Annotated in this window: 25 protein-coding genes and 4 pseudogenes; 16 read left to right on the forward strand and 13 right to left on the reverse strand. The window is 58.1% G+C overall.

The window, feature by feature from the left end; genetic code table 11:
- Positions 1-93: 93 nt before the first annotated feature.
- Positions 94-1,371 (forward strand): acetyl-CoA C-acetyltransferase, encoded by a 1,278-nt coding sequence (locus QK293_RS08905; RefSeq protein WP_282376832.1) that lies wholly within the window; start codon positions 94-96, stop codon positions 1,369-1,371.
- Here QK293_RS08905 and QK293_RS08910 read toward each other — a convergent pair.
- Positions 1,358-2,386: a bile acid:sodium symporter family protein gene (locus QK293_RS08910; protein WP_282376833.1), complete on the reverse strand. Its 1,029-nt coding sequence runs from the start codon at positions 2,384-2,386 to the stop codon at positions 1,358-1,360. The genes QK293_RS08905 and QK293_RS08910 overlap by 14 nt on opposite strands.
- Positions 2,387-2,470: 84 nt before the next feature.
- Between QK293_RS08910 and QK293_RS08915 the strand changes: the two genes are divergently transcribed.
- Positions 2,471-3,262, forward strand: coding sequence for a helix-turn-helix transcriptional regulator (locus QK293_RS08915; protein WP_282376835.1), 792 nt, complete (start codon positions 2,471-2,473; stop codon positions 3,260-3,262).
- A 54-nt stretch (positions 3,263-3,316) separates the two neighbouring features.
- Here the strand turns inward: QK293_RS08915 and QK293_RS08920 are convergent, their stop codons facing one another.
- Complete coding sequence (locus tag QK293_RS08920; RefSeq protein ID WP_282376837.1) at positions 3,317-5,263, reverse strand: methyl-accepting chemotaxis protein; 1,947 nt, start codon at positions 5,261-5,263, stop codon at positions 3,317-3,319.
- Between the two features lie 401 nt (positions 5,264-5,664).
- On the opposite strand from QK293_RS08920, the gene QK293_RS08925 reads away from it, so the two are divergent.
- Entirely contained in the window at positions 5,665-6,558 is an 894-nt protein-coding gene (locus tag QK293_RS08925; protein WP_123369234.1) for a PA4780 family RIO1-like protein kinase, read from the forward strand.
- An 85-nt stretch (positions 6,559-6,643) separates the two neighbouring features.
- The gene (locus QK293_RS08930) at positions 6,644-7,861 is read left to right on the forward strand and encodes an MFS transporter (protein ID WP_282376839.1); all 1,218 of its coding nucleotides are present in this window, start codon (positions 6,644-6,646) and stop codon (positions 7,859-7,861) included.
- On the opposite strand, the gene cueR is transcribed toward QK293_RS08930, so the two are convergent.
- The 3 genes from cueR to QK293_RS08945 all read right to left on the reverse strand — a co-directional run bounded on the left by cueR (position 7,815) and on the right by QK293_RS08945 (position 11,197).
- Positions 7,815-8,228 (reverse strand): Cu(I)-responsive transcriptional regulator, encoded by a 414-nt coding sequence (gene cueR, locus QK293_RS08935; RefSeq protein WP_282376840.1) that lies wholly within the window; start codon positions 8,226-8,228, stop codon positions 7,815-7,817. The genes QK293_RS08930 and cueR overlap by 47 nt on opposite strands.
- The gene (locus QK293_RS08940; protein WP_282376841.1) at positions 8,225-10,618 is read right to left on the reverse strand and encodes a heavy metal translocating P-type ATPase; all 2,394 of its coding nucleotides are present in this window, start codon (positions 10,616-10,618) and stop codon (positions 8,225-8,227) included. The genes cueR and QK293_RS08940 overlap by 4 nt, the downstream gene beginning before the upstream one ends.
- Before the next feature lie 195 nt (positions 10,619-10,813).
- Complete coding sequence (locus tag QK293_RS08945) at positions 10,814-11,197, reverse strand: hypothetical protein (RefSeq protein WP_282376842.1); 384 nt, start codon at positions 11,195-11,197, stop codon at positions 10,814-10,816.
- A gap of 147 nt (positions 11,198-11,344) precedes the next feature.
- Here QK293_RS08945 and QK293_RS08950 point away from each other — a divergent pair, with 147 nt between their 5' ends.
- A complete protein-coding gene (locus tag QK293_RS08950; RefSeq protein WP_282376843.1) occupies positions 11,345-11,542 on the forward strand; it encodes a cation transporter in 198 nt (65 codons plus the stop codon).
- 211 nt (positions 11,543-11,753) lie between these two features.
- Positions 11,754-12,956, forward strand: a complete 1,203-nt coding sequence (locus QK293_RS08955; RefSeq protein WP_282376844.1) for a multidrug effflux MFS transporter — start codon at positions 11,754-11,756, stop codon at positions 12,954-12,956.
- An 8-nt stretch (positions 12,957-12,964) separates the two neighbouring features.
- Here the strand turns inward: QK293_RS08955 and QK293_RS08960 are convergent, their stop codons facing one another.
- From QK293_RS08960 to QK293_RS08970, 3 genes are all read right to left on the reverse strand, one after another.
- Positions 12,965-13,135, reverse strand: coding sequence for a hypothetical protein (locus QK293_RS08960; RefSeq protein WP_282376845.1), 171 nt, complete (start codon positions 13,133-13,135; stop codon positions 12,965-12,967).
- A 152-nt stretch (positions 13,136-13,287) separates the two neighbouring features.
- Entirely contained in the window at positions 13,288-14,301 is a 1,014-nt protein-coding gene (locus QK293_RS08965) for a zinc-binding alcohol dehydrogenase family protein (RefSeq protein WP_282376846.1), read from the reverse strand.
- A gap of 34 nt (positions 14,302-14,335) precedes the next feature.
- Positions 14,336-14,629 carry a putative quinol monooxygenase gene (locus QK293_RS08970; protein ID WP_282376847.1) on the reverse strand — a complete coding sequence of 98 codons (294 nt, stop codon included), beginning with the start codon at positions 14,627-14,629 and terminating at the stop codon, positions 14,336-14,338.
- A 201-nt stretch (positions 14,630-14,830) separates the two neighbouring features.
- Between QK293_RS08970 and QK293_RS08975 the strand changes: the two are divergent.
- Positions 14,831-14,971, forward strand: a pseudogene (locus QK293_RS08975) (LysR family transcriptional regulator); the annotation flags it as partial.
- Positions 14,972-15,288: 317 nt separating this feature from the next.
- A complete protein-coding gene (locus tag QK293_RS08980; RefSeq protein WP_282376848.1) occupies positions 15,289-16,020 on the forward strand; it encodes a helix-turn-helix transcriptional regulator in 732 nt (243 codons plus the stop codon).
- A gap of 90 nt (positions 16,021-16,110) precedes the next feature.
- Here the strand turns inward: QK293_RS08980 and QK293_RS08985 are convergent, their stop codons facing one another.
- Together QK293_RS08985 and QK293_RS08990 are read right to left on the reverse strand one after the other, a co-directional pair.
- A complete protein-coding gene (locus tag QK293_RS08985; protein ID WP_282376849.1) occupies positions 16,111-17,064 on the reverse strand; it encodes an adenosine deaminase in 954 nt (317 codons plus the stop codon).
- Positions 17,065-17,153: 89 nt separating this feature from the next.
- A pseudogene (locus QK293_RS08990) lies at positions 17,154-17,276 on the reverse strand (2OG-Fe(II) oxygenase family protein); the annotation flags it as partial.
- A 224-nt stretch (positions 17,277-17,500) separates the two neighbouring features.
- On the opposite strand from QK293_RS08990, the pseudogene QK293_RS08995 reads away from it, so the two are divergent.
- Positions 17,501-17,824 (forward strand): annotated as a pseudogene (locus tag QK293_RS08995) (calcium:proton antiporter); the annotation flags it as partial.
- Between the two features lie 33 nt (positions 17,825-17,857).
- On the opposite strand, the gene QK293_RS09000 reads toward QK293_RS08995, so the two are convergent.
- Positions 17,858-18,076, reverse strand: coding sequence for a hypothetical protein (locus QK293_RS09000; RefSeq protein WP_282376850.1), 219 nt, complete (start codon positions 18,074-18,076; stop codon positions 17,858-17,860).
- A 940-nt stretch (positions 18,077-19,016) separates the two neighbouring features.
- Positions 19,017-19,499, reverse strand: a complete 483-nt coding sequence (locus tag QK293_RS09005) for a helix-turn-helix domain-containing protein (protein ID WP_282376851.1) — start codon at positions 19,497-19,499, stop codon at positions 19,017-19,019.
- Between the two features lie 219 nt (positions 19,500-19,718).
- On the opposite strand from QK293_RS09005, the gene QK293_RS09010 reads away from it, so the two are divergent.
- The 6 genes from QK293_RS09010 (at position 19,719) to QK293_RS09035 (ending at position 23,679) form a co-directional block, all read left to right on the forward strand.
- Positions 19,719-20,111, forward strand: coding sequence for a hypothetical protein (locus QK293_RS09010; RefSeq protein WP_282376852.1), 393 nt, complete (start codon positions 19,719-19,721; stop codon positions 20,109-20,111).
- 43 nt (positions 20,112-20,154) lie between these two features.
- Positions 20,155-20,601: a hypothetical protein gene (locus QK293_RS09015; protein WP_282376853.1), complete on the forward strand. Its 447-nt coding sequence runs from the start codon at positions 20,155-20,157 to the stop codon at positions 20,599-20,601.
- A gap of 88 nt (positions 20,602-20,689) precedes the next feature.
- Positions 20,690-21,073 (forward strand): hypothetical protein, encoded by a 384-nt coding sequence (locus QK293_RS09020; RefSeq protein WP_282376854.1) that lies wholly within the window; start codon positions 20,690-20,692, stop codon positions 21,071-21,073.
- 53 nt (positions 21,074-21,126) lie between these two features.
- Positions 21,127-21,405, forward strand: coding sequence for a hypothetical protein (locus tag QK293_RS09025; protein WP_282376855.1), 279 nt, complete (start codon positions 21,127-21,129; stop codon positions 21,403-21,405).
- Between the two features lie 320 nt (positions 21,406-21,725).
- Positions 21,726-23,033 (forward strand): hypothetical protein, encoded by a 1,308-nt coding sequence (locus tag QK293_RS09030; RefSeq protein ID WP_282376856.1) that lies wholly within the window; start codon positions 21,726-21,728, stop codon positions 23,031-23,033.
- Positions 23,020-23,679, forward strand: coding sequence for a LysE family transporter (locus QK293_RS09035; RefSeq protein ID WP_282376857.1), 660 nt, complete (start codon positions 23,020-23,022; stop codon positions 23,677-23,679). The genes QK293_RS09030 and QK293_RS09035 overlap by 14 nt, the downstream gene beginning before the upstream one ends.
- On the opposite strand, the gene QK293_RS09040 is transcribed toward QK293_RS09035, so the two are convergent.
- Positions 23,631-24,437, reverse strand: a complete 807-nt coding sequence (locus QK293_RS09040; protein ID WP_282376858.1) for an AraC family transcriptional regulator — start codon at positions 24,435-24,437, stop codon at positions 23,631-23,633. The genes QK293_RS09035 and QK293_RS09040 overlap by 49 nt on opposite strands.
- 170 nt (positions 24,438-24,607) lie before the next feature.
- Here QK293_RS09040 and QK293_RS09045 point away from each other — a divergent pair.
- Positions 24,608-25,241: pseudogene (locus QK293_RS09045) on the forward strand (IS66 family transposase); the annotation flags it as partial.

Consider the following 25,241-nt stretch of genomic DNA (forward strand, 5'->3'; position numbering starts at 1 on the left):
AAAGTGTGGACCACGAATGGCGTTTAGTCGTTCGATCCACGAGATAAGGCCTACGCTTGTGGGTTATAGCCTTCACAGAATAGGGAGCTTTTCATGACTCAGCTGCGCCGCGTTGCGATTATTGGTGGTAACCGTATTCCCTTCGCCCGTTCCAACGGGGCGTACGCCACCGCCAGTAACCAGGCGATGCTCACCGCCGCGCTCGAAGGCTTGATCGAACGCTACAACCTGCACGGTTTGCGCATGGGCGAAGTGGTCACCGGTGCCGTCCTCAAGCTGCCGCGGGACATGAACCTGACACGCGAGTGCGTGCTCGGCTCGCGGTTGTCACCCGCTACCCCGGCTTATGACGTCCAGCAGGCCTGCGGCACGGGTCTTGAAGCGGCTTTGCTGGTCGCGAACAAGATTGCCCTAGGCCAGATCGAGTGCGGTATTGCCGGCGGCGTCGACACTACCTCCGACGCGCCAATTGGCGTCAATGAAGGCCTGCGCAAAATCCTTCTGCAAGCCAATAGCGCCAAGACCACCGCTGACAAACTGAAAACTTTCCTGCAACTGCGCCCCCGTCATCTGATCCCGGAACTGCCAAGTATCAGCGAACAGCGCACCGGCCTGTCCATGGGCGAGCACTGCGAGTTGATGGCCCAGACCTGGAACATTCCGCGCGCCGAACAGGACCAACTGGCGTTGGAAAGTCACCAGAAAATGGCCGCGTCCTACACCGAAGGCTGGCACAACGATTTGATGACGCCGTTCCTCAACCTGACCCGCGACAACAACCTGCGCCCGGACCTGACCCTGGAAAAACTCGCCTCACTCAAACCCGCGTTCGAAAAAAGCGCCAAAGGCACTTTGACGGCGGGCAACTCGACGCCGCTCACTGATGGCGCCTCGCTGGTGCTGCTGGGCAGTGAAGAATGGGCCAAGGAGCGTGGCCTACCGATCCTCGCGTATTTGCGCGATGGCGAGGCGGCGGCGGTGGATTTCGTCAACGGTGCCGAAGGGCTGTTGATGGCACCGGTGTATGCGGTGCCGCGTTTGCTGGCGCGCAATGGCTTGACCTTGCAGGACTTCGATTACTACGAAATCCACGAGGCCTTCGCCGCGCAGGTGCTCTGCACGCTGAAGGCCTGGGAGGATCCGGACTATTGCAAAACCCGTCTCAGCCTCGATGCGCCGCTGGGTTCCATCGACCGCAGCCGCCTCAACGTCAAAGGCAGTTCACTGGCTGCCGGGCATCCGTTTGCCGCTACCGGCGCACGCATTGTCGCTAGCCTGGCGAAGTTGCTGGATGCAGCGGGGCAGGGCCGAGGGTTGATCTCGATCTGCGCCGCCGGTGGCCAAGGCGTGACGGCGATTATTGAGCGCTGAGGATCGCAGCGTTTTGTTGCGCCGTCAGCTGCCGGTTGCGGTTGGCGTAGCGCTCGGCCATGACCGAGCAGACGATCAGCTGCAACGGGTGATAGATCATGATCGGCAGCAGGATCAGCCCAAGGCCCGGGTCGGCGCCGAAGATCAGCGCCGCCATTGGCGCACCGGCGGCCAGGGATTTTTTGCTGGCGCAAAACACTGCTGCGATTTCATCGGCCGGGCTGAATTTCAACGCGCGAGCGGTGCGGGTGGTCATCCACAGGATGATCGCCAGCAGGATCGCGCTGCCGATCAGCGCGCTGAGAATCACGCTGTTGCCCTGTTGCTGCCACATCCCCGAGACCATCGAATTGCAGAACGCCGCGTAGACCAACAACAGAATCACCAGCTTGTCGGCAATGTTGGTGTAGCGTTTGTGGCGGGCGAAGAACTTGCCGAAGAACGGCCGCAGCAATTGACCAAGCACCAGTGGCAACAGCAACAGGGCGCAGAGGTCGAGCAGGGTTGCGCCCAGATCGATGCCGCCAGCGCCGCTGCCGACCACGAAACTCACCAGCAACGGCGTCAGAAAAATCCCCAGCACGCTGGACAGGCTCGCATTGAGAATGGCCGCCGGTACGTTGCCGCCCGCGCTGCCGGTCAGGGCCACGGACGAGGAGATGGTCGAGGGCAGGGCGCAGAGGTACAAGAAACCGAGCATGAGCAGCGATGGAATGTGCGAGCCCAACAGCGTGTCACTGAGCAGCCAGATCAGCGGAAACACGGCGAAGGTGAACCCCTGAACCATCATGTGCAGCTTCCAGTTTTTCAGACCGTGAGTGATCTGCTCGCTGGACAGGTTGACCCCGTGCAGGAAGAACACCAGGAACACACCGATATTGATCACGTATTCAGCGTGCATTCCGCCACCGGTAGCGCCGAAGGTCGGGAAGAAATACGACAGCAGCGTGGCGATCAACATGCCGCACAAGAACCAGTCGGTGACCACGCGTTTGAGGTGTTTAAAGGTATGCATAACCGGCACCGAATACATTTGTAAGAATTGGTGACTTAGCCTAACGTCGGCCTCATCAGCCGTCTTGCGACATAAGGCCAATCAATGCCGACTAACGGACAACTTTCCCTTGAACGGACGATTCCGACGCTGACGGCGTTGCCGCGTCCGCTCTATGCCCGTGCGGAAAGCCTCAGCGCCGGTTCATGGACGCCGCCTCATCGACACGATTGGGTGCAGTTTTCCTACGCGATCAGCGGCGTTCTCGGCGTGCACACCGCCGAAGGCAGTTTCTTTGCGCCGCCGCAGTGGGGGATCTGGATTCCGGCGGATCTCGAACACCAGGTGGTGACCTCGATGCGCGCCGAAATGCGCAGCCTCTATGTACGCCGCGAGGATTGTGAGTGGGCAGACGGGCGCTGCCGGGTGCTGGAAGTGACGCCTTTGGCCCGGGAGCTGATCAAGCGTTTTTGTTTGCTGCCGGTTGATTATCCACAGGGCGACAGCCAGGAATCGCGGCTGGTCGGCGTGTTGCTGGATCAGTTGGCGCATCTGCCGGAAGTCGGCTTCTCGCTTCCGTTGCCGCGCCATGAACGCTTGCTGGGGTTGTGCAATGAGCTGATTGAAAGTCCGGAGCGGAACGTGACCTTGCAGGAGTGGGCCGAGCGGTTGGGCACCTCGGAGAAAACCTTGATGCGGCTCTTTCAACGTGAAACCGGGTTGAGCTTTCGAGGGTGGCGCCAGCGAATGCGATTGCTGTCGTCGTTGAGTTTGCTGGAGGAGAGGGACAGCGTGACCAATGCCGCGCTGTCTTGCGGGTATGACTCGACTTCGGCGTTTATTGCGGCGTTCAAAAGCCTGTTTGGGTTCACCCCGGGAGAGTTATTCAAGCAGTGACGGCCTCTTCGCGAGCCTGCTCGCGATTGGCCGCGCGCGGCCCGGAGTTCTGAATCAGGTTCTGAACCGCCGAACCAACCCATCCAACTCATTCGACAACCCCGCCAAACTCTGCGAATCCACCCGCGCCGAGTTCGCCAGCTCCGCCACCAACTGCGCATCACCATGAATCTGGCTGATGTGCCGGTTGATGTCTTCAGCCACTTGGTGCTGTTCTTCCGCGGCGGTAGCGATCTGGGTGTTCATATCGCGGATCACGTCGACCGATTCGCGAATCAGCCCGAAGCTGCTGCGTGCTTCACCGATCCGCGTCACCGATTGCTGGGACACTTCCAGGCTGGCGTGCATTTGCTGAGTCACCTGACTGGTGCGCTTGGCGAGGTTGCCCAGCAAACCGTCGATTTCTGCCGTGGAATCGGCGGTGCGTTTGGCCAGTGCCCGAACTTCATCGGCGACCACCGCAAAACCACGACCCTGTTCACCGGCCCGTGCCGCTTCGATGGCCGCATTCAGCGCCAGCAGGTTGGTCTGTTCGGCAATCGAGCGAATGGTCCCGAGGATTGACTGAATGTCGTTGCTGTCGCGCTCAAGCTGTTGCATCGACTGGGCCGACTGTTCGATTTCCTGGCTCAAGCGATCAACGCTGGTCACTGCCGCATCAATCTGCTGCTGACCTTCGCGCGCTTGGCGCTGGCCGCTGTCGGCCGATTCCGCAGCCTGGCTGCAAGAGCGCGCGACTTCGTTGGCGGTGGCGACCATTTCGTGGAACGCCGTGGAGACCATGTCCACCGCTTCACGCTGACGCCCGGCCGCTTCGGCCATGTCGCTGGAGACCTGGGTCGAACTCTTGGAGGTGGCGAGGATCTTGTTCGCGGCGCCGCCAATGCTCTGAATCAGGTTGCGAATCGCTGCCAAAAACTGGTTGAACCAGTTGGCCAGTTGAGCGGTTTCGTCACTGCCACGGATTTGCAGGTTCTTGGTCAGGTCGCCTTCACCTTGGGCGATGCCTTCCAGACCGCTGGCCACGCTGCGGATCGGCCGCACGATGAGGCTGGCGAAACTGGCGCCGACGATGGCGAAGAACACGGCCAGCACGGCGGCGATGATCGCAATCAACCAGGTCAGTTGAGTGGCCGAACTCATCACGTCGGTTTGCTTGATAAGGCCGATAAAGGTCCAGCCCAGTTGCTCCGACGGCCAGACGTTGGCCATGTAGCGTTCGCCGTTCAACTCGACTTCCACCAGCCCTTTGCCGGCCTTGGCCAGTTGCGCGTAGCCGTCGCCGAGGCTGCTCAGCGCTTTAAAGTTGTGTTCCGGTTGCTTCGGATCGACCAGCACGGTACCAGTGTTTTCCAAAAGCATCAGGTAGCCGGTTTCACCGAGCTTGATCTGTTTGACGATTTCGGTGAGCTGCTTGAGCGTCACGTCGATGCTGACCACGCCGCCATGGGTACCCAATTTGTTGTCGACAGTGCGCACGGTACTGACGTAGGTCGCGTCATCCTGAGCCCAGTAGTAGGCCTCAGTACGGAACGGCTTGCCCGGTTTGGCCTGGGCAGCCTTGTACCACGGGCGCTGACGCGGGTCGTAATTGCTCAGCTTCGCATCGTCCGGCCAGGACACATATCCGCCCGCCGCGGTGCCGAGAATGGCATAGGCGTACGACGGATGGCTGTTACCCAGGTCCTGAAGGAGGCCGAAGACCTTTTTGTCCATCTCGCCTTGGGGAATGCTCTCGGCGTTGGCGCTCATGTAGGTCTTGAGGCTGTCGTCGGAGTTCTTGATCAGCGGTTGGGTCGCCAGGTAATCCACGTTCTGGCTGATGCCGTCAAAGAACAGTTGCATGGCGTTGCTGACCTGACGAATTTCGCGACCACTGCCGTCGACGAAATTGTCCTTGGCATCACTGCGCAAGTTCATCACAACGAGGGTAGCGACCAGCACCACCGGCAAGCAGGCGATGATTGCAAACGCCCAGGTCAACTTCTGTTTGATGTTCATCCGCGCTCCAGATTTTTCTTGTTGGCCCACGCAGTGCAGATGACTCGCGGATTATTGGCAGAACGATTGTCGGACAAATCACTTTGTCATTGATGACTTCGGCAGATGGAGGCGGAAATTGAGGCCTATTAAGAAAAATCCTACGGAGGGTATGAATCGAGGTGTCAACTTCTGTCGCAAAAACCCTCCAAGCCCTACCGCAACACGTGACGCTGGTTCAGCTATGATCTGAGGCGGCCGATGACGAGGGTCGGGTTTGCCTGATTAATCCGGCACATTGTGTGCTTCTTGATGTCGATGGGAGCGTTCATAGGTCGGCAACCCCTCCCCGGAATGAGTGGATTGCCGTATAACGAATGACTTTCGCGTGTTTGGTAATAAAGGACCCCCAATAAAAGCTGATGAAGACTCCAAAACGCATTGAACCCCTGATCGAGGACGGTCTGGTCGACGAGGTGCTGCGCCCACTCATGAGTGGTAAAGAAGCAGCTGTTTATGTGGTGCGCTGCGGCAACGAGTTACGTTGCGCGAAGGTCTACAAGGAGGCGAATAAACGCAGTTTCCGTCAGGCGGCCGAGTATCAGGAAGGCCGCAAGGTGCGCAACAGCCGTCAGGCTCGAGCGATGGCCAAGGGCTCCAAGTTCGGCAAGAAAGAAACCGAAGACGCCTGGCAGAATGCCGAAGTGGCGGCGCTGTTCCGTCTGGCCGGTGCTGGCGTTCGGGTCCCTCAGCCTTACGACTTCCTTGAAGGCGTGCTGCTGATGGAACTGGTGGCCGACGAGTACGGTGATGCCGCGCCGCGTTTGAACGACGTGGTGCTGGAACCGGATCAGGCGCGCGAATACCACGCGTTCCTGATTTCGCAGATCGTGCTGATGTTGTGCACCGGTCTGGTGCACGGCGACCTGTCGGAGTTCAACGTACTGCTGACCCCGACTGGCCCGGTGATCATCGACCTGCCGCAAGCGGTGGACGCGGCGGGCAACAACCACGCGTTCAGCATGCTGGAGCGGGATGTTGGCAACATGGCGTCGTACTTCGGGCGGTTTGCGCCGGAGTTGAAAAAGACCAAGTACGCCAAGGAAATGTGGGCGTTGTTCGAAGCCGGCACCTTGCACCCGGCCAGCGTCTTGACCGGCGAGTTCGACGAGCCGGAAGAGTTGGCCGACGTTGGCGGGATCATGCGCGAGATCGAGGCGGCACGCCTGGATGAAGAGCGCAAGCAAGCGGTGCGTGCGGCAGATGATGCACCACCGGGCAAAACCGAAGAGCCGCCTCCGCCTTGGATGCAGTGATTGGTTGATGAGAAACCCGGCTTCGGCCGGGTTTTTTGTCGAACGCGTAACCCTTGAAGGACCCTCCCACACTCAAGGACTGAATGTGAACACCTCCACCCGCAACGCCCAACTGATCATCACCGCCCGTCTGATCTCTGACTTCGGCGCCTTCCTCAACATGGTTGCCCTGGCCACCTACGTCTACCTGCTCAGCAACAGCGCCATGAGCGTCGGGATCTTTCTCGCCAGTCGTGTGGGTGGAGGGATTTTCGCCAGCCTGATCGGCACCGCTTTCTATCGCCACTGGGTCGGGCGCCTGCCGCTGATTGCCTTCGACCTGTTGCGCGCCGGGCTGCTGGGCCTGCTCCTGGTGCTGCCGGTCGCCCAACACGTACTGCTTTTACCGTTAATTGCGTTCGGTCTGGGATTCGGTAATTCGATGTTCGCCATCGGCCTCAACAGCCAGTTGCCACACTTGATCGAAAACGAACACCTGCTCAAGACCAACGCCTGGATCACTTCGGCCTCCTCGGCAGCAATGGTCGGTGGAAGTCTGGTGTCGGGGCTTTTAGTGGCGGCATTCGGCTTTGAAACGGTGTTTGCATTGAACGTGGTCACTTATCTGCTGGCCGCGTTGTTCATCTTGCCGCTGCGCTTTTCACAACCTGCGCCCAGCGCCGAACCCTCCCACGAACGGGGCGGATGGTCGGCCCTGCTCCAGGGCCTGCGCAGCACACCGGTGGTGGCGGCGATGCTCGCGGTGGCCATGGCCGACACCCTTGGCAGTGCTGCGCACAACGTGGGTTTTCCGATCATTTCCAAACTGCTGACGCCCGAGTCGGCCAGCGCCACGCTGGGTCTGATGCTGGCGGTCTGGGCCAGCGGAAAACTCATCGGTGCACGCATCGCCAGTCGGCTGAAAGGCTCGGACAACGTGAACCTCGAGCGACGATTTTTCTTGGGTGTGTTGCTGATGTCCTGCGGCTTTATCCTGATGTTTCAGCAGCAGACCCTTTACGGGCTGCTGCTGTTCTCGCTGCCGGCGGGCATCGGCGACGGTTTCTCGGAAGTCGGCCTGATGTCGCGTCTGCAGCGTGAACCGGACAGCCTGCGCCTGCCGATCTTCAGCTTCCTGACCCTGCTGCAAATGACCGGGTTCGGCGTTGGCATGCTGGTCGCGGCGCCGTTCTATTCGTGGTGGACGCCGGGTGCCGTGGTGCTGTTGTTCCACGGGATTCCCCTCACCACTTTGTGGGTGGTGAAGGGGCTGGCAATCAGGGGCGAACGGGTTGGGCGCAACAGCCCGACTCCAGGTTCTTGAGGATCGGGCAGTCGGGACGGTGATCACCGTGGCAGTGTTCGACCAGGTCCTGCAAGGTGTCGCGCAGTTGGCCGAGTTCGCGGATTTTCTGGTCCAGCGCTTCGATGTGCTGACGGGCCAGCGCCTTCACGTCGGCGCTGGCTCTTTGGCGGTCCTGCCAGAGGGTCAGCAGTTTGCCGACTTCTTCCAGTGAGAACCCCAGGTCCCGGGAACGCTTGATGAACGCCAGGGTATGCAGGTCGTCGTCGCCGTATACCCGGTAACCGCTGTCGGTACGATGGGCGGCTTTGAGCAAGCCGATGGATTCGTAATAACGAATCATCTTCGCGCTCAGGCCGCTCTGGCGGGCCGCTTGGCCGATGTTCATTGAGTGTCCTCCAGATCCTTGGGTTTCCAGGTTTTCAACAGTAACGCATTGCTCACCACGCTGACGCTCGACAACGCCATGGCCGCACCGGCCAGCACCGGGTTGAGAAAGCCGAACGCTGCCAGCGGAATACCGATCAGGTTGTAGACGAAGGCCCAGAACAGGTTCTGACGAATTTTCGCGTAGGTCTTGCGACTGATCTCCAGCGCCGCCGGCACCAACCGTGGGTCGCCGCGCATCAGGGTGATCCCGGCCGCGTGCATCGCAACGTCGGTACCACCGCCCATGGCGATGCCGATGTCTGCGGCGGCCAAGGCCGGTGCGTCGTTGATGCCGTCGCCGACCATCGCTACCACGCCGGTTTTCTTAAGTGTGGCGACGGTGGCCGCTTTGTCGGCTGGCAGCACTTCGGCGTGGACATCCTTGATGCCCAGCGCCTCGGCAACCACTTTGGCACTGCCGCGATTGTCGCCGGTCAGCAGGTGGCTGCTGATGTTCCGTGCGCTAAGTTGTTGCACGGCTTGTAGCGCGCCGGGTTTGAGCGTGTCACCGAAAGCGAAGAGGCCCAGCACACGTCGTTCGGGACTTTGCTCGATCAGCCAGGACAGGGTCCGGCCTTCGGTTTCCCACGCGGTGGCGCAGTCAGCCCATTCACCTGCGCTCAAGCCGCTCTCTTCCAACAGACGACGATTGCCCAGCGCCAATCGACGACCGTCGAGCGTGCCCGCGATGCCACGGCCGGTCAGGGACTGGCTGTCGGTGACATCGGCCACCGTCAAGCTGCGTTCGGCGCAAGCGTCCAGAACCGCCTTGGCCAGCGGATGTTCACTGCCGCGTTGCAGGGCACCGGCCATTTTCAGCAACGCCGCTTCGTCACTGTTGATTGCGCTCAAATGAGCGATGCGCGGAGTACCCGAAGTCAGCGTGCCAGTCTTGTCGAAGACCACCGCGCTGACTTCATGGGCGCGCTCCAGCGCTTCGGCGTCCTTGATCAGAATCCCGTAGCGCGCCGCCACACCGGTGCCGGCCATGATTGCCGTTGGCGTGGCCAACCCCAGGGCGCACGGGCAAGCGATCACCAATACCGCCACGGCATTGATCAGCGCCGTTTCCATCGGTGCGCCGTACAACCACCAACCGATCAAGGTTGCTAACGCAATGAGCAGAACCGTAGGGACAAACACCTGACTGACTTTATCCACCAGTTTCTGGATCGGCGCTTTTGCAGCCTGGGCGTCTTCGACCAGACGAATGATGCGCGCCAGCACGGTTTCCGCGCCCAAGGCCAGGGTGCGAACGAGCAACCGGCCTTCGCCATTGATCGCACCGCCAGTGACCTTGTCGCCGGGATGTTTGGGCACCGGCAGGCTTTCGCCGCTGATCAGCGCTTCGTCGGCGTGGCTCTGGCCTTCGACCACTTCGCCGTCCACCGGGAAGCGTTCACCGGGTTTGACCATCACCAGATCATTGAGCCGCAAGGCGCTGATGGCGACGTCCTGCTCGCGACCATCGACAACCTGAATCGCCCGTTCCGGGCGCAAGGCTTCGAGGGCGCGGATGGCACTGGCAGTCTGGCGTTTGGCGCGGCTTTCCAGGTACTTGCCCAGCAGCACCAAGGCAATCACCACCGCCGAGGCTTCGAAATAAAGGTGCGGCATGCGCCCGGCGGCGGTGGCCCATTCATAGAGACTCAAGCCATAACCGGCGCTGGTGCCCAACGCGACCAGCAAATCCATGTTGCCGGTACCGGCACGCACCGCTTTCCAGGCGGCCACATAAAACCGCGCACCGAAGATGAATTGCACCGGCGTGGCCAATGCGAATTGCACCCAGGCAGGAAGCATCCAATGCACATCGAACGGTTGCAGCAGCATCGGCAGCACCAACGGCGAGGCGAGGGCGATCGCCATGATCAAGGCCCAGCGCTCGCGGTGCAGGCGCTGTTGCTGATGGTCGGTTTGTGGGTGTTCAACTTCCCAGACACTGGCGCTGTAGCCAGCCTTGATCACGGCAGCAATCAAGGTTTGTGCATCGATCTGACCGAGCAGCTCAAGGTGTGCGCGTTCGTTGGCCAGGTTGACGCTGACGCTCTTGACCCCTGGCACCTTGGCCAGCGCTCGTTCGACCCGGCCGACGCAGGAGGCGCAGGTCATGCCGTCGATGCTCAGTTCCAGGCTCTGCTGCGGCACGCTGTAACCGGCCTGCTGCACCGCATCCATCAACGCCGGCAGGCTGTCACTGGGCGCTTGAACCCGGGCCTGTTCGGTGGCCAGGTTGACGCTGACGGCAGAGGCGCCGATGACTTTGCTCAAGGCACGCTCGACACGCCCGGCGCAACTGGCGCAGGTCATGCCGGCAATCGGCAGATCGAAAGTGGTGGATTCGGACATCGGTCACGCTCCCAGTAGAAGATGACTACAGGATCAACCTTGCCATGCGGGCAAGGTCAAGCGCCAATCAACAATTGATCGTTCCCACGCTCCGCGTGGGAATGCCTCAATGGACGCTCTGCGTCCGCTCTTGGGACGCGGAGCGTCCCGGGCTGCATTCCCACGCAGAGCGTGGGAACGATCAGCGGAAAGGAATCAGTAATCGAGGGCTGTGGGCTTGAGGTACATCCCTTCCTGCGTCATCGCAATCCGGAACTTCAGCACGTCACCGGCCTTGAGCGTGATGATCTGCGAACCGGGAGCCAGCATGCCCGGGTTGCACCCCGGCGCCTGACCCGGCAGCAGTTTCAGGCGCAGGGACACATCGCCCGGCGGCAGGTTGAACGAGGTGCTTTGTTCCTGGAATAACCGCGCTGACAACTGATCCTGGATATACACGCCGATTTCGCAGTTGGTCGAGACTTCCAGGCGCTCGCGGGAAATGATCAGCACGCCGTAATCCTCCCCGGCCGCATTGACCGAGGGCGCGACGGCGAAAAGACTGAGAAAGCCAAACAGGCTGAGAGCTGACCAGCGCATGGCTGAATCTCCTGATGTCGAGTCATTGATGGACGCAGCTTGGCCGAGCGCGACGCCGATTGCCAGCCCGGCAGCTCACTTCAGAACTTGACCTTGCCATGGTGGCAAGCTCGAGACTGCACGCAACCTCACTCAAGGAGTCATCCCATGCAAGTGTTCACCGTTCAAGGCATGTCCTGCGATCACTGCATCAAAGCCATCACTCAGGCGCTGCAAGCCAAGGATCCTGGGGCCAGCGTGCTTATCGATCTGGCGGCGAAAGAAGTTGGCGTCGACAGTGCATTGACAACGGATCAAGTGATCGCGGTGATCACCGAAGAAGGCTACGAGGCGAAAGTCTCCTGAAGCGATTTTTGTAGGAGCCGAGCTTGCTCGCGATAGCGGTAGAACAGTCACTGAGATGTTGAATGTTCCACCGCACCACCGCGAGCAAGCTCGCTCCCACAGGTATCAGTTGCTTGAGGGGTTTTATTAGTTAGCAACCTAACGGAGTGTTCAAGGCGTCCATGCGCGGCTAGACTGTGGGGCTGCCGACCCCTGTCCAACTGGATGCCTGATGAACTTCCGTACCATTTTGATTCTTGGCACCTTGAGCGCCTTCGGTCCGCTGGCAATCGATTTCTATCTGCCGGCCTTCCCGGCGATGGCGCTCGCCTTCGGCACCGATGAAAAACACGTTCAACTGACCCTGGCGGCGTATTTCCTGGGCTTGTCCATCGGTCAGCTGGCTTACGGCCCGGTGGCGGATCGCTTCGGGCGACGCATTCCCTTGCTGACCGGCGTCGGCCTGTTCACCGCAGCCTCCCTGGCGTGTGCCTATGCGCCGAATCTCGAATGGCTGATTGGCGCACGTTTCATTCAGGCGCTGGGTGGGTGCGCGGGGATGGTAATCGCGCGAGCGGTGGTCAGCGATAAATGCGATGCGGTGGGTTCGGCGAAGGTATTTTCGCAGTTGATGCTGGTGATGGGCCTGGCGCCGATTCTTGCGCCAATGCTCGGTGGGCTGTTGGTCAACACCACGGGTTGGCAGTCGATCTTTCTCGTGTTAACCGGTTTCAGTGCGCTGGCAGGGTTGACCGTGGCGCTCGGGCTGCCGGAAAGTCTGCCGGCCCATGTGCCGCGTCAACCGTTGTCCGGCGCGTTGCGTCAGTACGGTCGACTGTTGTCGGATCCGTTGTTCCTTGGCCACGCCTTGACCGGTGGCATCGCCATCGCCGGGATGTTCGCCTACATCGCCGGTTCACCGTTCGTCTTCATCAAGCTTTATGGCGTACCCGCCGAGCATTTCGGCTGGCTGTTCGGTACCAATGCGGCGGGATTCATTCTGGTGGCGCAGGTGAATGCGCGACTGCTGGCCAAGCGTGGCCCGGCGTTTCTGCTGGCGCGCACCGTGTGGATCTACCTCGGCGCGGGTCTGGCGCTGCTGGCCGTCAGTTCGTTGCACACCGTGCAGTTATGGCCGTTGCTAATTCCGCTATTTATCTGCATTGCCAGCCTCGGTTGCATCCTCCCCAACGCCTCGGCTTGCGCCATGAGCGGACAGGGCGCTCGCGCCGGCAGTGCGTCGGCGATGCTCGGATGCCTGCAATTCAGCGTCGCCGCCGGGGCAGCAGCGCTGGTGGGTGTTTTACACGATGGCAGCGCCATGCCGATGGCCATGGTCATCAGCCTTTGCGCAATTCTGGTGGTGAGCGTGGCGACGCTCACCCGACGTTTGCAAAATGCCCGGGCACTGGCACTGGCACACGCCCAGGTCTGAGGGCGAACTTAGCCAGCAGCGCGCTGCTGGTGTTCATTAATTTGATGAGGTGCTTGTAGTCGCGCTTCAAGGGTGCGGGTGAAGGCGCGAGCTTCGGCTTCGCTGCGGAATGTCACGGCGTGTTGGTCCAGACGGACCTGCCACTGGGATTTTGCCAATTCTTTTATCAGGATCTTCATTGCTGATCTCTCCTCTCGTAAAAGATGTCACATAAAAGATTGCACCGCAGAGTTCACGATTGTAGACCCGAATACGATCGCAATTGTGACAACGGTCAATCTTCTGACTGACGGTGTCGTCCACCCTTGGCCGACACCGGTGCTGTCTCGTTTTAGAACCCTTCAAGCACGATCTTGCCCTTGGACTTACCGCTTTCCAGCAGTTCATGGGCACGACGCAGGTTCGCCGCATTGATGCTCCCGAAGTGCTCGCCGACTGTGGTTTTCAGCGTCCCGGCGTCGATCAGCTGCGCAACGCGGTTGAGCAGTTTGTGCTGCTCGATCATGTCTGCAGTTTCGAACAGCGAGCGGGTGTACATGAACTCCCAGTGCAATGACAGGCTCTTGCGCTTGAGCTTGCTCACGTCCAGCGCCTTCGGATCATCGATCAGTGCCAGTTTGCCTTGCGGCGCCAGTGCCTCGACCAACTGATCCAGGTGGTGATCGGTCTGGGTCAGGCTGGCGACGTGGGTCACGTGATCGATGCCGGCGCGTTTGAGTTCTTCGCTCAACGGCTGGCTGTGATCGATCACCAGGTCGGCACCCAACTCACGAACCCAGCTCTGGGTTTGCGGGCGAGAAGCCGTGCCGATGACTTTCAACCCGGTGAGCTGGCTGGCCAATTGCGTGAGGATCGACCCCACACCGCCCGCGGCACCAACGATCAAAAGGCTCTGGCCTTGGTCGGTTTTATCTTCACACACTTGCAGACGCTCGAAGAGTAATTCCCACGCGGTGATAGCGGTCAGCGGCAACGCGGCGGCTTCGGCGAAACCGAGGGTTTTCGGCATATGGCCGACGATCCGCTCGTCTACCACGTGCAGTTCGCTGTTGCCGCCAGCGCGGGCGATGGAGCCGGCGTAGAAGACTTTGTCGCCCGCCTTGAACAGCGTTACTTCATTACCGACGGCCTTGACCACCCCGGCCACGTCCCAGCCCAGCACTTTCGCCGCGCCGCCTTCGGGCTGGACGTTCTGGCGCACTTTGGTGTCGACCGGGTTGACCGAGATGGCTTTGACTTCCACCAACAGGTCGCGCGGGCCGGCGACCGGCTCTGGCAGTTCGATGTCTTGCAGCGAGTTTGAATCGCTGATGGGCAAGGAGGCGTAGTAGACAATGGCTTTCATTGGGGCTCCTGAACAGTAATAAAGAAGGCAGAGATCAGACGATGGAACGCAGGCGCTTGAGGTCGAAGTGTTCGAGAAAGTCGCCGGCCTTGGCGCGGAAGTTCTGGATATGCGCGCTGGCGTCGTGAGCTTGCAGGGCTTCGTCGCTGCTCCAGTGTTCGATCATGTAGAAGGCGTGAGGATTGGCGAGGTCCTGGTGCAAGTCGTATTGACCGCAACCGGCCTCGGCGCGGGTCGGTTCCAGGAGCGCCCGCAGGTGCTGTTCGAGGGCGTCTTGCTGGCCGGCTTTGGCGATGAGGGTGGCGATAGCGGTAAAAGGCTGGGACATGTTCGACTCCGGGAATGGGATGAATTGGATGGGACGGATGATTGGCTATTTCTCTTAAAGATAAAACCCGCTAAAAGAGCAGTCTCTTTCAATATTTTTTTGATAATCGAGGCTGAAAAATGCTGCGTTTCGATGACTTTCAGTTGTTTGTCCGGGCGGCGGACCTGGGCAGTCTGTCAGCGGCGGCGCGTGGGATGGACCTGTGAGCGCGCACCGCTGAATTTGCTGTGCGCCCATCGCGCACAATTGAGTAAGCCGGTGAACCTTTTGCGGGAAATGCTCGCCAGCCGATGCGCCCGGTTGAGTAGCCAATTTCCGACGTTATCGGGCCCCGATCATTAGTCGCAGGCAAATAGCGAAATTTCACTCAGGAACTATCACCACCAATGGTTTCCCAAGGGCAGGAACCGGCGGTTAACCCGCCTATACTAGCGCTCGCCTCATGTACGCACCGTCGATCTCGCAATGGCGAGTCCACGTCCGAGTCAGCCAGGCCCCAGGGTCATTCGCCGAGGCTTTGCGAAACCTGCGAAGCAATGGCCTGTGCGATTGGTCGGCTTTGCCCGGTTTATGGCGGTTTCCACGCCTTGGCCGACGACACATTACTGGTCAAGATGTCTCTGAGCAGTAGACGAAACGATTCAACAGGGAGTGAATACATGGAACATGCACCTTGCATCAGCCAGATCGCCACGTTGCTGGCTGACCCAAAGCGCAGCGCAATGATGTGGGCCTTGATGGACGGCTCGGCGCGGCAAACCGAAGAGCTGGCCTTGTTGGCCGGCCTGTCACCGTCTTCGGCCAGTGCACATCTGGGGCGTTTGTCCGCCGGAGGTCTGTTGAAAGTCGAAATCCGCGGCCGCAAGCGGTTCTTCCGTATTGCCGCCCCTGAAGTGGGTGCCGCGATAGAGGCACTGGCCAGCGCCACCCTGGCCAGCACGCCTCGGGAAATCCCGGACGTTTTCAAGCGCACGGCCCCCATCGGCAAACCTCAGGTGGCGCCTTCGTCATTACTGCGCGCCAGGCTTTGCGACGACCATCTGGGCGGCACCCTTGCCGCCGATCTTTATCAGCGTCTGCTGGATTCAGGCTGGATCGAACAGTTCGATCAGCGAGTCATGATCACTCACAAGGGCGCCACGCAATTGGCGACGCGTGGTGTGTTCATCCAGGCGCTGGCCCATCGCAACAGCAGTGTCGCTTGCGCTTGTCCAGACTGGAGCGAAAGACGCCCACACATGGGCGGATCACTGGGGGCGGCGTTGCTGCAATTGTTCATGCAGTCCGGTTGGTTGAGCCTGCCCAACGATTCGCGAGCCTTGCAGATCACCGCCGCGGGGCAGAGTGAAATCCATCGGTTCGCCAAGGAAACCGAGCTGGAAATGGCGTAATAGACGCATCGAGATCGACGTCCGAAGCTTCGGGCGTCGTTCAGAGCTGCGAACAGGTCGCATCCAGCAGTAAGCGCCATCGATCAGTAACTAGGGTTTCACCAACCGTGCATCCAGGCTGTTCTGGGCCAGGCGCTTGGCCTGATCCTGGGTCATGCCCAAATCGGTGTAGAGCGCGTGGAAGTTCTCGGTGACATAACCGCCGAAGTACGCCGGGTCATCCGAGTTCACGGTCACTTTCACACCACGTTCCAGCATGTCGAGAATGTTGTGCTGAGACATGTGATCGAACACGCAGAGTTTGGTGTTCGACAACGGGCACACGGTCAACGGGATTTGCTCGTCGATAATCCGCTGCATCAAACGCTCGTCTTCGATGGCGCGCACGCCATGGTCGATGCGCTGGATTTTCAGCAGGTCGAGGGCTTCCCAGATGTACTCGGGCGGGCCTTCTTCACCGGCGTGGGCGACGGTCAGGAAGCCTTCGTGCCGAGCGCGATCGAACACGCGCTGGAACTTGCTCGGCGGATGACCCATTTCCGAACTGTCCAGACCGACAGCGACAAACGCATCACGGAATGGCAGCGCCTGGTCGAGGGTTTTCTCGGCTTCTTCTTCGCTCAAGTGACGCAGAAAGCTGAGAATCAAACCGCTGGTGATGCCCAGTTGCTGCTCACCATCTTTCAGCGCGGCGGCGATGCCGTTGAGCACCACTTCGAACGGTATGCCACGGTCGGTGTGGGTCTGTGGGTCGAAGAACGGTTCGGTGTGAATCACGTTCTGTGCCTTGCAACGCAACAGGTAGGCCCAGGTCAGGTCGTAGAAGTCCTGAGAGGTGCGCAACACGTTGGCACCCCGGTAATACAGGTCGAGAAACTCTTGCAGGTTGTTGAAGGCGTAGGCCTTGCGCAGGGTTTCGACGTCGCTCCACGGCAGGGCAATCTTGTTGCGATCGGCCAGGGCGAACAGCAGCTCAGGCTCCAGCGAACCCTCAAGGTGCAGGTGCAGTTCTGCCTTGGGCAGGGCGTTCAGCCAGTCGTACATAGTCTTTTCTCATCAGGTGCAGATGGCGAGCATTCTACAGATGCTCGTGGAAACAATTAGCAAAACCTGGCCAGCCGGTTCATCACACCGATGTCGCCAAGGTTGACCACGAACGTGCCGTCGATGGGTGGCGCGTCGATCCAGTCGCCTTTTACGTTTCGCACTTGCAGGCCGCCGGCGGCATCCTGATACAGCAGGGTGATGCAGCCGAATTTAAGACCGCAGGGTTCCCCTGCAACATAGAATCTCTCACAGGAGACCACGATCCAATGTGGGAGCGGGCTTGCCCGCGATGAGGCCCGCAAGGCCAATAAAAGTGCATCACCTGACACGGCCGCCATCCACTGGTGCGCTAAGGTGTAACGAAACGTTAGCGCCGCCCCGCAGTCAGTAGCTCATCACACTGATTTCGCTTCACACGGCAAAAAGGCCCGCAATGCTCACACTCCTCAAGCAAGAAAAGTTTTTGCTGCTGGCCCTGATTGCCGCATTCATCGCTTACCCGATGGAACACTGGATGCTGCACAGCGGCCAGCCCATTGCGTTGACCGCCGGCCTGGTGCTGATCGCATTCATCGTCGCGGCCTCCATGCGCGTCGCCCATCACGCCGAGCTGCTCGCGGAAAAAGTCGGCGACCCCTACGGCACGATGATCCTGACGCTGGCTGCGGTGCTGGTGGAAGTGGTGATTCTGGCGATCATGATGAGCAACGAGGCCTCACCGACCCTGGTGCGCGACACGATTTATTCGGCGGTGATTTTCTAGACACATAGGCTTTTGGTGTCAAAGCCCTTAGGCTTTGACCTGCTCCTGCTCCTGCTCCTGCTCCTGCTCCTGCTCCTGCTCCTGCTCCTGCTCCTGCTCCTGTTCCTGTTCCTGTTCCTGCTCCTGATGTGGAAGCTTAAGATGTGTATTTGACTGGGAGTGCTCTTGCCTTGGCCTTCCTGACACACCTCGATCTATGGCATACCCCGGAAGCCCCGCCAATTTCTGGGTGATGGCAATCTGCATACATACCCGTCATTATCGCCACATCACAGAGATTCCGCGCTCACGTTTGCTCAGTGTTGCCGGTCGTGTTGGGCTTTACCCAGGGAATGGAACCGTGTCCTCACCATTAGCAACTGTGCCTTCACTGAGTGAGGTCATAGACAAGCTGTTAAATCAGTCTCCCCTAGACGACTTCGTCAAATGCGCTTTGGACTTTTCTGTCCAGTCGCCAAGCTCACCACCCAAGCTCGCTTTGCTACATGTTCGTTTCCAAGAGGACATTCCGAACACTGGTTCCTTGGCCGACTTCCTAAGTAGCCAGGCGGTGAACTATGCCCTTATTGACTCCTGAGCACGCCCGCGAATGGATCGCCTTAGACACCTCACCCGAACGAGCGCGGGAGATTGCGCTGGAGCACTGCCGGCCAGCTACAGACTTTCATTGGTACAAGGTGAGCAAGGACGTAGGTAATGTTCGTAATCAGGGCCCACAGCTCATTGAGCCGCTTTCTTCAGCGTTGGACGTCGACGACTGATTAAGGTGCCGTGTACAAGATCAGCTCTGGCGCCGGATGGTGGGGTATCCCCTCTACAATCCCATTTCTGCTGTAAGCCGAAACCCCCTCAAACTGCGCGGCATGTTTTCGACCGGGATAATATTCAATAACTCGTCCGCGAGATATCCGGCGTGCGCGGAATACATCGCCAACCTCTCAGGTTCACTCGGCCTGTTTGGGACAACAGCACCTGCCGAGATTTGGGCGACTCTCAAAACATCGAGCACGGCATTGCCTAGGACGTCGCTGCCAAGGTACTCAACAGTCGAGCGAGATGGTGAGCTGGCGTTGGCCCATAGTTCAACGACCATGTGATGTAGACGTTCGGGGCCAAGGAATTCCATAGCGGCTTTCCATAGAAGTCCCTCCTCACACATTTTCAGTCGCGTACTCGTCATTCAAAATCACGGCTGGTCGGGTGGATTTTTTTTTAAATATCTGCGAACAGTCGCTTCAGACAGCTCCAGTCTTGCAGCGATCTCGACAACGGGCACTCCGTCATTCTTCAATCGACTGGCCTCAAGCGCGTTAGCCGCCGCCCCAGATCGAGCTGGTCGACCAGGAGGTAACTTCCCAGCCCGAACCAGTGACTCAATTTCTAGATCAATCCCCGCCTTCTTGATTCTGGTCAGTTGCTTCGAGAGACGTTTTAGACCGTCACTGAATGACTCGTGAGCTTGCAGCGAGGTCGCCATCAGAACCAGCGCAGCCGGGTCGAGATCTAGGATCCCGGCGAGCCGTACCAGGACGTCAAGCGTGATGCTTACTTCCCCCCGCTCGATCCGGCTGAGATGAGAGCGCCCGATGCTGTTGATGTCCTCTTGAGACAGGCCTTGCCCTCTGCGAATCCCACGAACCACGACAGCCAGCGCTTCTGCCGTATCCATCGGTATTTTCCCCAAGCAAATCTGAGGATAAGGCCACATCCTAATCAGTCATAACACGCCTTATTAGGTTCAATATGATTGCCTCTCGGCTTGCGTAGCGGTTTAATGGTCTCACCCAAGAGGCCAAGGCATCGCTGACGTGGGTCAGCCAGGTCACCGTGAGCGGCGGCCAGAAGGGTCATATTGTCAATTTGATGAAAATTACTGAAAGGAAACCCTATGGCAAGCGTCGAAGAACCCGACGTTGTAGGTGGGCCACGTACTCCCCGTGTTGGTCTGTCTAGCAGTTCAGAAGCTCGAGCTCTCGTATCCGAAAACTTTCCTGGCAAGCCGTACTGCCTTGTCGAAGAGTGGACAGTTTTTCACATCGACGTCACGCCCGATGAGCTCGCCAAAGTTCATGCAGTCGGCCAGCTCCCAATGATCGTATTTGCTCACAATGTGATCGAGGACAGTCAGGGACGTTTTCGGCAAGGCGACTGGGTTCGTTCAAGCATGTGCACCAGCTTCAATGACGGCGTCGTGTTCGAAACCAGAAATACGATTTACATCTTGATTGGCCCAGGGCATGAACAAACCGCGAGCCTGAAGACCATTTTTTCCTTTTTTTAACCTCGGTTCGTACGTCGAGCCCGTTGAGCTTCAGAGACACAAAATGTTCAGAACCCATGACAACGAGATGATCGGTCTCCCTGGTATGTTTGGCGAAGGCCAATGCCATTGGCAGAAGGTATCCAGAGTGCTACGAACCCATTGGTATCACGTGACCGTCCAAGCAAAGTACCAAGACAGAATCACCGAAGCGGCGCTGATGGTCGACAACGAAAATCGGCTACAGCAAATTTTGATTGCTCAAGACGACGAGACAATCGTCACCGATGTTCAGGTAGTCACGCCGGCTCACATGAATGGCACGAAAGGTTGGCGCATGGAAACCCTGACCAAAGTGACACTTGGTGAAGACGAGAACGAGTGCGTGGTGTGTCTAGTAGAAGTAGAGACAGGCTCCACATACCACAGCTCCCACAACCCTGCTTTCCAAAGCAACTTACTGACCAATCTCAGCCCGATTTTTCAAGCGGGCATGATCCGCGCAGCCTGAAATCCATCAGATTTTCGGCACGGCATCAGCGTGGATGATCCCGTGTCGAATTCCTGGTCTCCATACGAGCGGTCAAAGGTACGCAATTATGCTGAATACGATTGAGGTAAGTTTTCACGTAAAGCGCCACACAGATTTCGAACTTCTGCGAATCATCAAAGCTCAGAAGCAAGGATTTGAGGAGCCAGTCACCGCCTACCTCTGTGGAGTCGCCATCTGGGCGCGCACTGGCATAGGCGTAGTTTTTGGCCACAAGCGCGAAGACCAGTACGGTCGGTTCGGCGATGGTCATTTAATCCGAACTTCAGACGTTATTAAGGCTGAACGCGAGGGACGATTTTGGGTGCTGACCACAGTGAACTCTCGGTACGTGCTCGGTACGTTCCAGCGCGACAATGGACGTGCGAGCCTGCGTGAGTTTCTGCGGCTTTCACAGGGGATGCACCATTTCACCCCGCGAGTGTTGCAGTAATGGTCGTGTTCATCTTTGCCATGAAGCCCCATGAACAATCATAAGGTGGCGTTATGATCGTGAAGGCCGGAGAAGTCATCTGCATAGCCTCAGGCATTTTCGAAGGGTATGCCCGCGCAGGGCCATTTGTCGCTACGCAGGACTTCGACCTCGATTCATTCGTTGCAGAGGTAATAAAGCCGCTGACCGAGAGATGGGAGGTGTCGAGCTTATTATCGGAAATGCCTAGGATACTTTTCGAATGCGGACTCATCACCAAGTTACCTTGTCGGAACATTCACCTGGGAGCGATGGGCGAAGTTGACATTCGGGAAGTGCGGAAAGACTTCTGATGACGACGCATCAAGCATCTGACAAAAGAATCATGATGGTAGCGATAGAGCTGAGATGATTTGCACTACGCCAGTGATTTTGACAACGCTGAAGAAGCAGGAGATTTCAGCGGATGCATCGGCCTCCAGGCTAAGGCGGCTCAGGACTATCAGACGCTGGCAGGGTTGGTTGCGTAGTCGTCAATGGCTAGGATAATCGGCGACTACTTGATCGGTGCCCGTGGCCCGGTAGCTTTGCTCCGCGAGAACGTGAGCAATTTTTTCCAATAAGCATTGATTGCGAACAGGTTTGATGGGCTCTCTTACCAAGGAGCACCAAGATGAGCAGCATTTTCTGGCCCCCTAGCATGCAGCATGTCGTTCGCACGGTTTATTTACCGACGCCTGAAAATCTCGCCCCATCCATAGTTGAACAGATTAGTAAAATCTTGAAGCAAGTAGATGCACTGCGCAGCCTACAAGGTTACGGCGAACACATTCCGCTCGTAACCGACGCGCTGAAGAAAGACATCGCCACCCGCTTGGCAGAAGTTAGCGCACAACTGGAGGATGTCGACTCCCGCAAGGCGGCTGGTTTCATCGCCGAGGGGCTAATGGGCGGCGAAATGTTCTCGATCATGAGCAAACACCTATCGGAGCTGAACGAGCGTGAATTGGTTGGTCATGTGGGGGAGTTGTCAACTTGGCTAGGGAAGTCACGAAAAATGTTCTACTCGGCATTTTTCGGAACCCCAAATACGGGACTTCAATGCGTTTCAGACTGTGTCGATGAGCATTTTACCAAAGCCTTGCAATGTTTGGCCCAGACGCTGGACGTCCCCTTGCAGGCATTGCCGCACTGCGCCTACAAGATCATCGACCTATTCGGGATTGCGGGAGAAGCGAATTACTTTCCTAAGCATTTCGCCTACTTCATGCCCGAAGACCAGGGCGTCAAGTATTCACCCATTAAACGTACTATTGTCTTCGCAAACACCTACCGCAATCTTTACGAGAAGATCGCTTTAGAGCAGGCGCCGCTCTTCAACTGGGAACTAGGGGACTTACCTGCGTCTAATGAGATCGAACGCTACCTGATTACCTGGTTCAGGGGTCATGACCTTGGCCACTCCATTGTTCTGCAGGACACCAGCTTTGGCCAGTTGAGTAAGCATGATCGCTGGGGATCGATGGTGATCCAGGAGGCCTTGGCGGACGTATTCGGGTTCCTGATAAGCGTAGATGAAAGCATCGCCGGCAGCATAGGTCTCGACTCAGCAAAGATGACCCGCATGTACGTGCTGGAGCTGTTACGTTACCTCCGTCGCGGGCCACGCCAGTTCCCTGATGCTGGTTCCGCATACATCCAGTTGCGCATTCTGCATGATGCTGGGGTGATTAGCGGTACACCCATTACCGGGCTGACGGTCGATACCGACCGATTCATCGACACCATGCGTATCATCGCACAGAAGTTAATAAAAGCCGCGCTCGTCGGCGATCTGGCGCAATTCGAACGTTTCATAGATATATATTGCCCGCACCGTATCGAAGATGAGGAGGATCTCATGTTCGGCCTGGGTAGCTGCGGCATTACATTGGGTTATGCTCAACAGATAGTGGAAGGGTGTATCGATGCAGTTCAGTAATGGTTTTTTGCTTAGCCTATCTCTTTGTTTGGAATTGGGCCTAGCCAATTTGGCCATGATCACTCTTGCGATGCAGCGAGGCTTTGCTCAGAGTGTATGGTTAGGGATTGGAACTTGCGTGGGGGATCTTATCTACGCGATTCTGGCCATGGCTGGCATGGCCGTACTACTGCAGATCGAGTGGGTGCGCTGGGGACTGTGGGTTGGCGGCTCAGCTGTCCTATCGTATCTCAGCGTAAAAATGCTGTGGAGCGCCCTGAAAACTAAAATGGGTGATCCAGATGCGGCAGAAAGGCAGTGGGGGAGCGGTGGTCTGGCACTGTTCTTACGCGGCATCATGTTAGCGATGTCCTCTCCCAGTGCCATTCTCTGGTTCGCGGCAGTGGGCGGCGCGATCATTGCCCGGCAGGGTTCAGACATAACTAGCGCTGGGTTATTCCTCAGCGGCTTTTTCGCCGCTGGGGTAGTTTGGGCTTTTGTTCTTTGTTTGCTTGCGTCTCGGGGAAAGCAGTTGCTGGGGCAAAAATTAGTCAAATACACCTACATGGCTTCAGCTGTGATCTTTGCCTACTTTGCTATCTACGTTGTGATCACCGGCTATAACGAATTTTTGGGCGACCCGCAACCGCCGAGCATCGAACTGTAGTTTCGCGGCGACGTACCCATCACTTTGCGAAACGCATTGCTCATGTGGGCCTGGTCGAAAAAACCCAGGTCGACGGCAATGCGTGCCGGAGGATCACCGAGACGCAGACGCTTGCGAGCTTCGATCAGACGCAACTGCATAAAATACTGCATGGGGGGAAGTTTATTGATGGTCTTGAAGCTTCGCACTAGATGAAACTTTGACAGGTTGGTTTCAGCGCAAAGGTCTTTAAGCTCAATCGGCTCGTATAGATTGGCCTTCATGAAATTGATCAGCTGTTCCGCCTGCAACGGCTCACTATCTGTCTCAGGAGTTGTGCGAAATCGCAGCAGTTCCCTGAACAGCACCAATAGTGCCTCTTCGCGGCTACTCAAGCGCAGATGTCCAAATAGGTCGACGATGGAGCGGAACAGGTCATGGTCGCGGATAACCCCCTCTTGGAATGTGGGCAGGGTATTCGTGCTAGCAGTCTGGTTAAGGATGCTGCGGACTTGATTGCCATCCAGATGCACGCTAATGAACTGCACGCCTCTCCCGCAGAACTCCGACGCTTGGACTGTCATGGGGTTGTAAAGCGTTACCTCACCCAATGACACGTCTTGTTGCTTGCCGTCGTACCAGATCCGCTCCAACCCACTGAGATTTGCGCTGATCACATACTCTTCATGGACATGCTTAGGGTAAGAAGCCTCCTTCGCATGAACCTTCGAACACTCAATACGCTCAAACCGATTCAGGTTTTCCATTACCAGAGACATCGGGCTACCTTCTTTCCATAAAAAATTGCCACGGCCTTGCGCAAGCCGAAATTCAGGCGTGAGGAAGGATGGACAGACACAATCGCCCCCGAAATCAGCCCGGCATGTCGCAAAAATGCAACCCAGTGTCGCACTGGCATAGCTTTATCGCAAGGGGAGCTCTGTTTGACGCCGATTTGAACGCCCTCCGACCAGCTCCCGCTCCAGAAGAGAAACGCCAGCAACCCAAGCGCGCGCCGCTGCCACCGCAGTTTCCACGCACCGTAATTCATCACGAACCGGAAAACACCCAGTGCCCTTGCGGCTGCCAACTTCAGCGCATCGGCGAAGACGTCAGCGAGAAGCTGGATTACACGCCAGGCGTGTTTACCGTCGAACAGCATGTGCGTGGGAAATGGGCCTGCCGCCAGTGTGAAACACTGATCCAGGCACCAGTGCCAGCCCAAGTGATCGACAAGAGCATCCCGACCGCAGGCCTGCTGGCCCACGTAATGGTGGCGAAGTTCGCTGACCACTTGCCGTTGTACCGGCAAGAAAAGATCTTCGGCCGTGCCGGTTTATCTATCGCGCGCTCAACGCTGGCGCAATGGGTGGGACAGACCGGTGTACAGCTTCAGCCATTGGTTGATGCTTTGCGAGAAGCTGTACTGGCCCAACGAGTCGTCCACGCCGACGAGACACCGGTGCAGATGCTTGCACCCGGAGAGAAGAAAACTCACCGAGCTTATGTCTGGGCTTACTGCACCACGCCGTTCTCGGCGCTTAAGGCAGTGGTTTATGACTTCAGCCCGAGCCGCGCCGGTG

The organism is Pseudomonas sp. AL03 (assembly GCF_029960815.1).
GTDB lineage: Bacteria > Pseudomonadota > Gammaproteobacteria > Pseudomonadales > Pseudomonadaceae > Aquipseudomonas.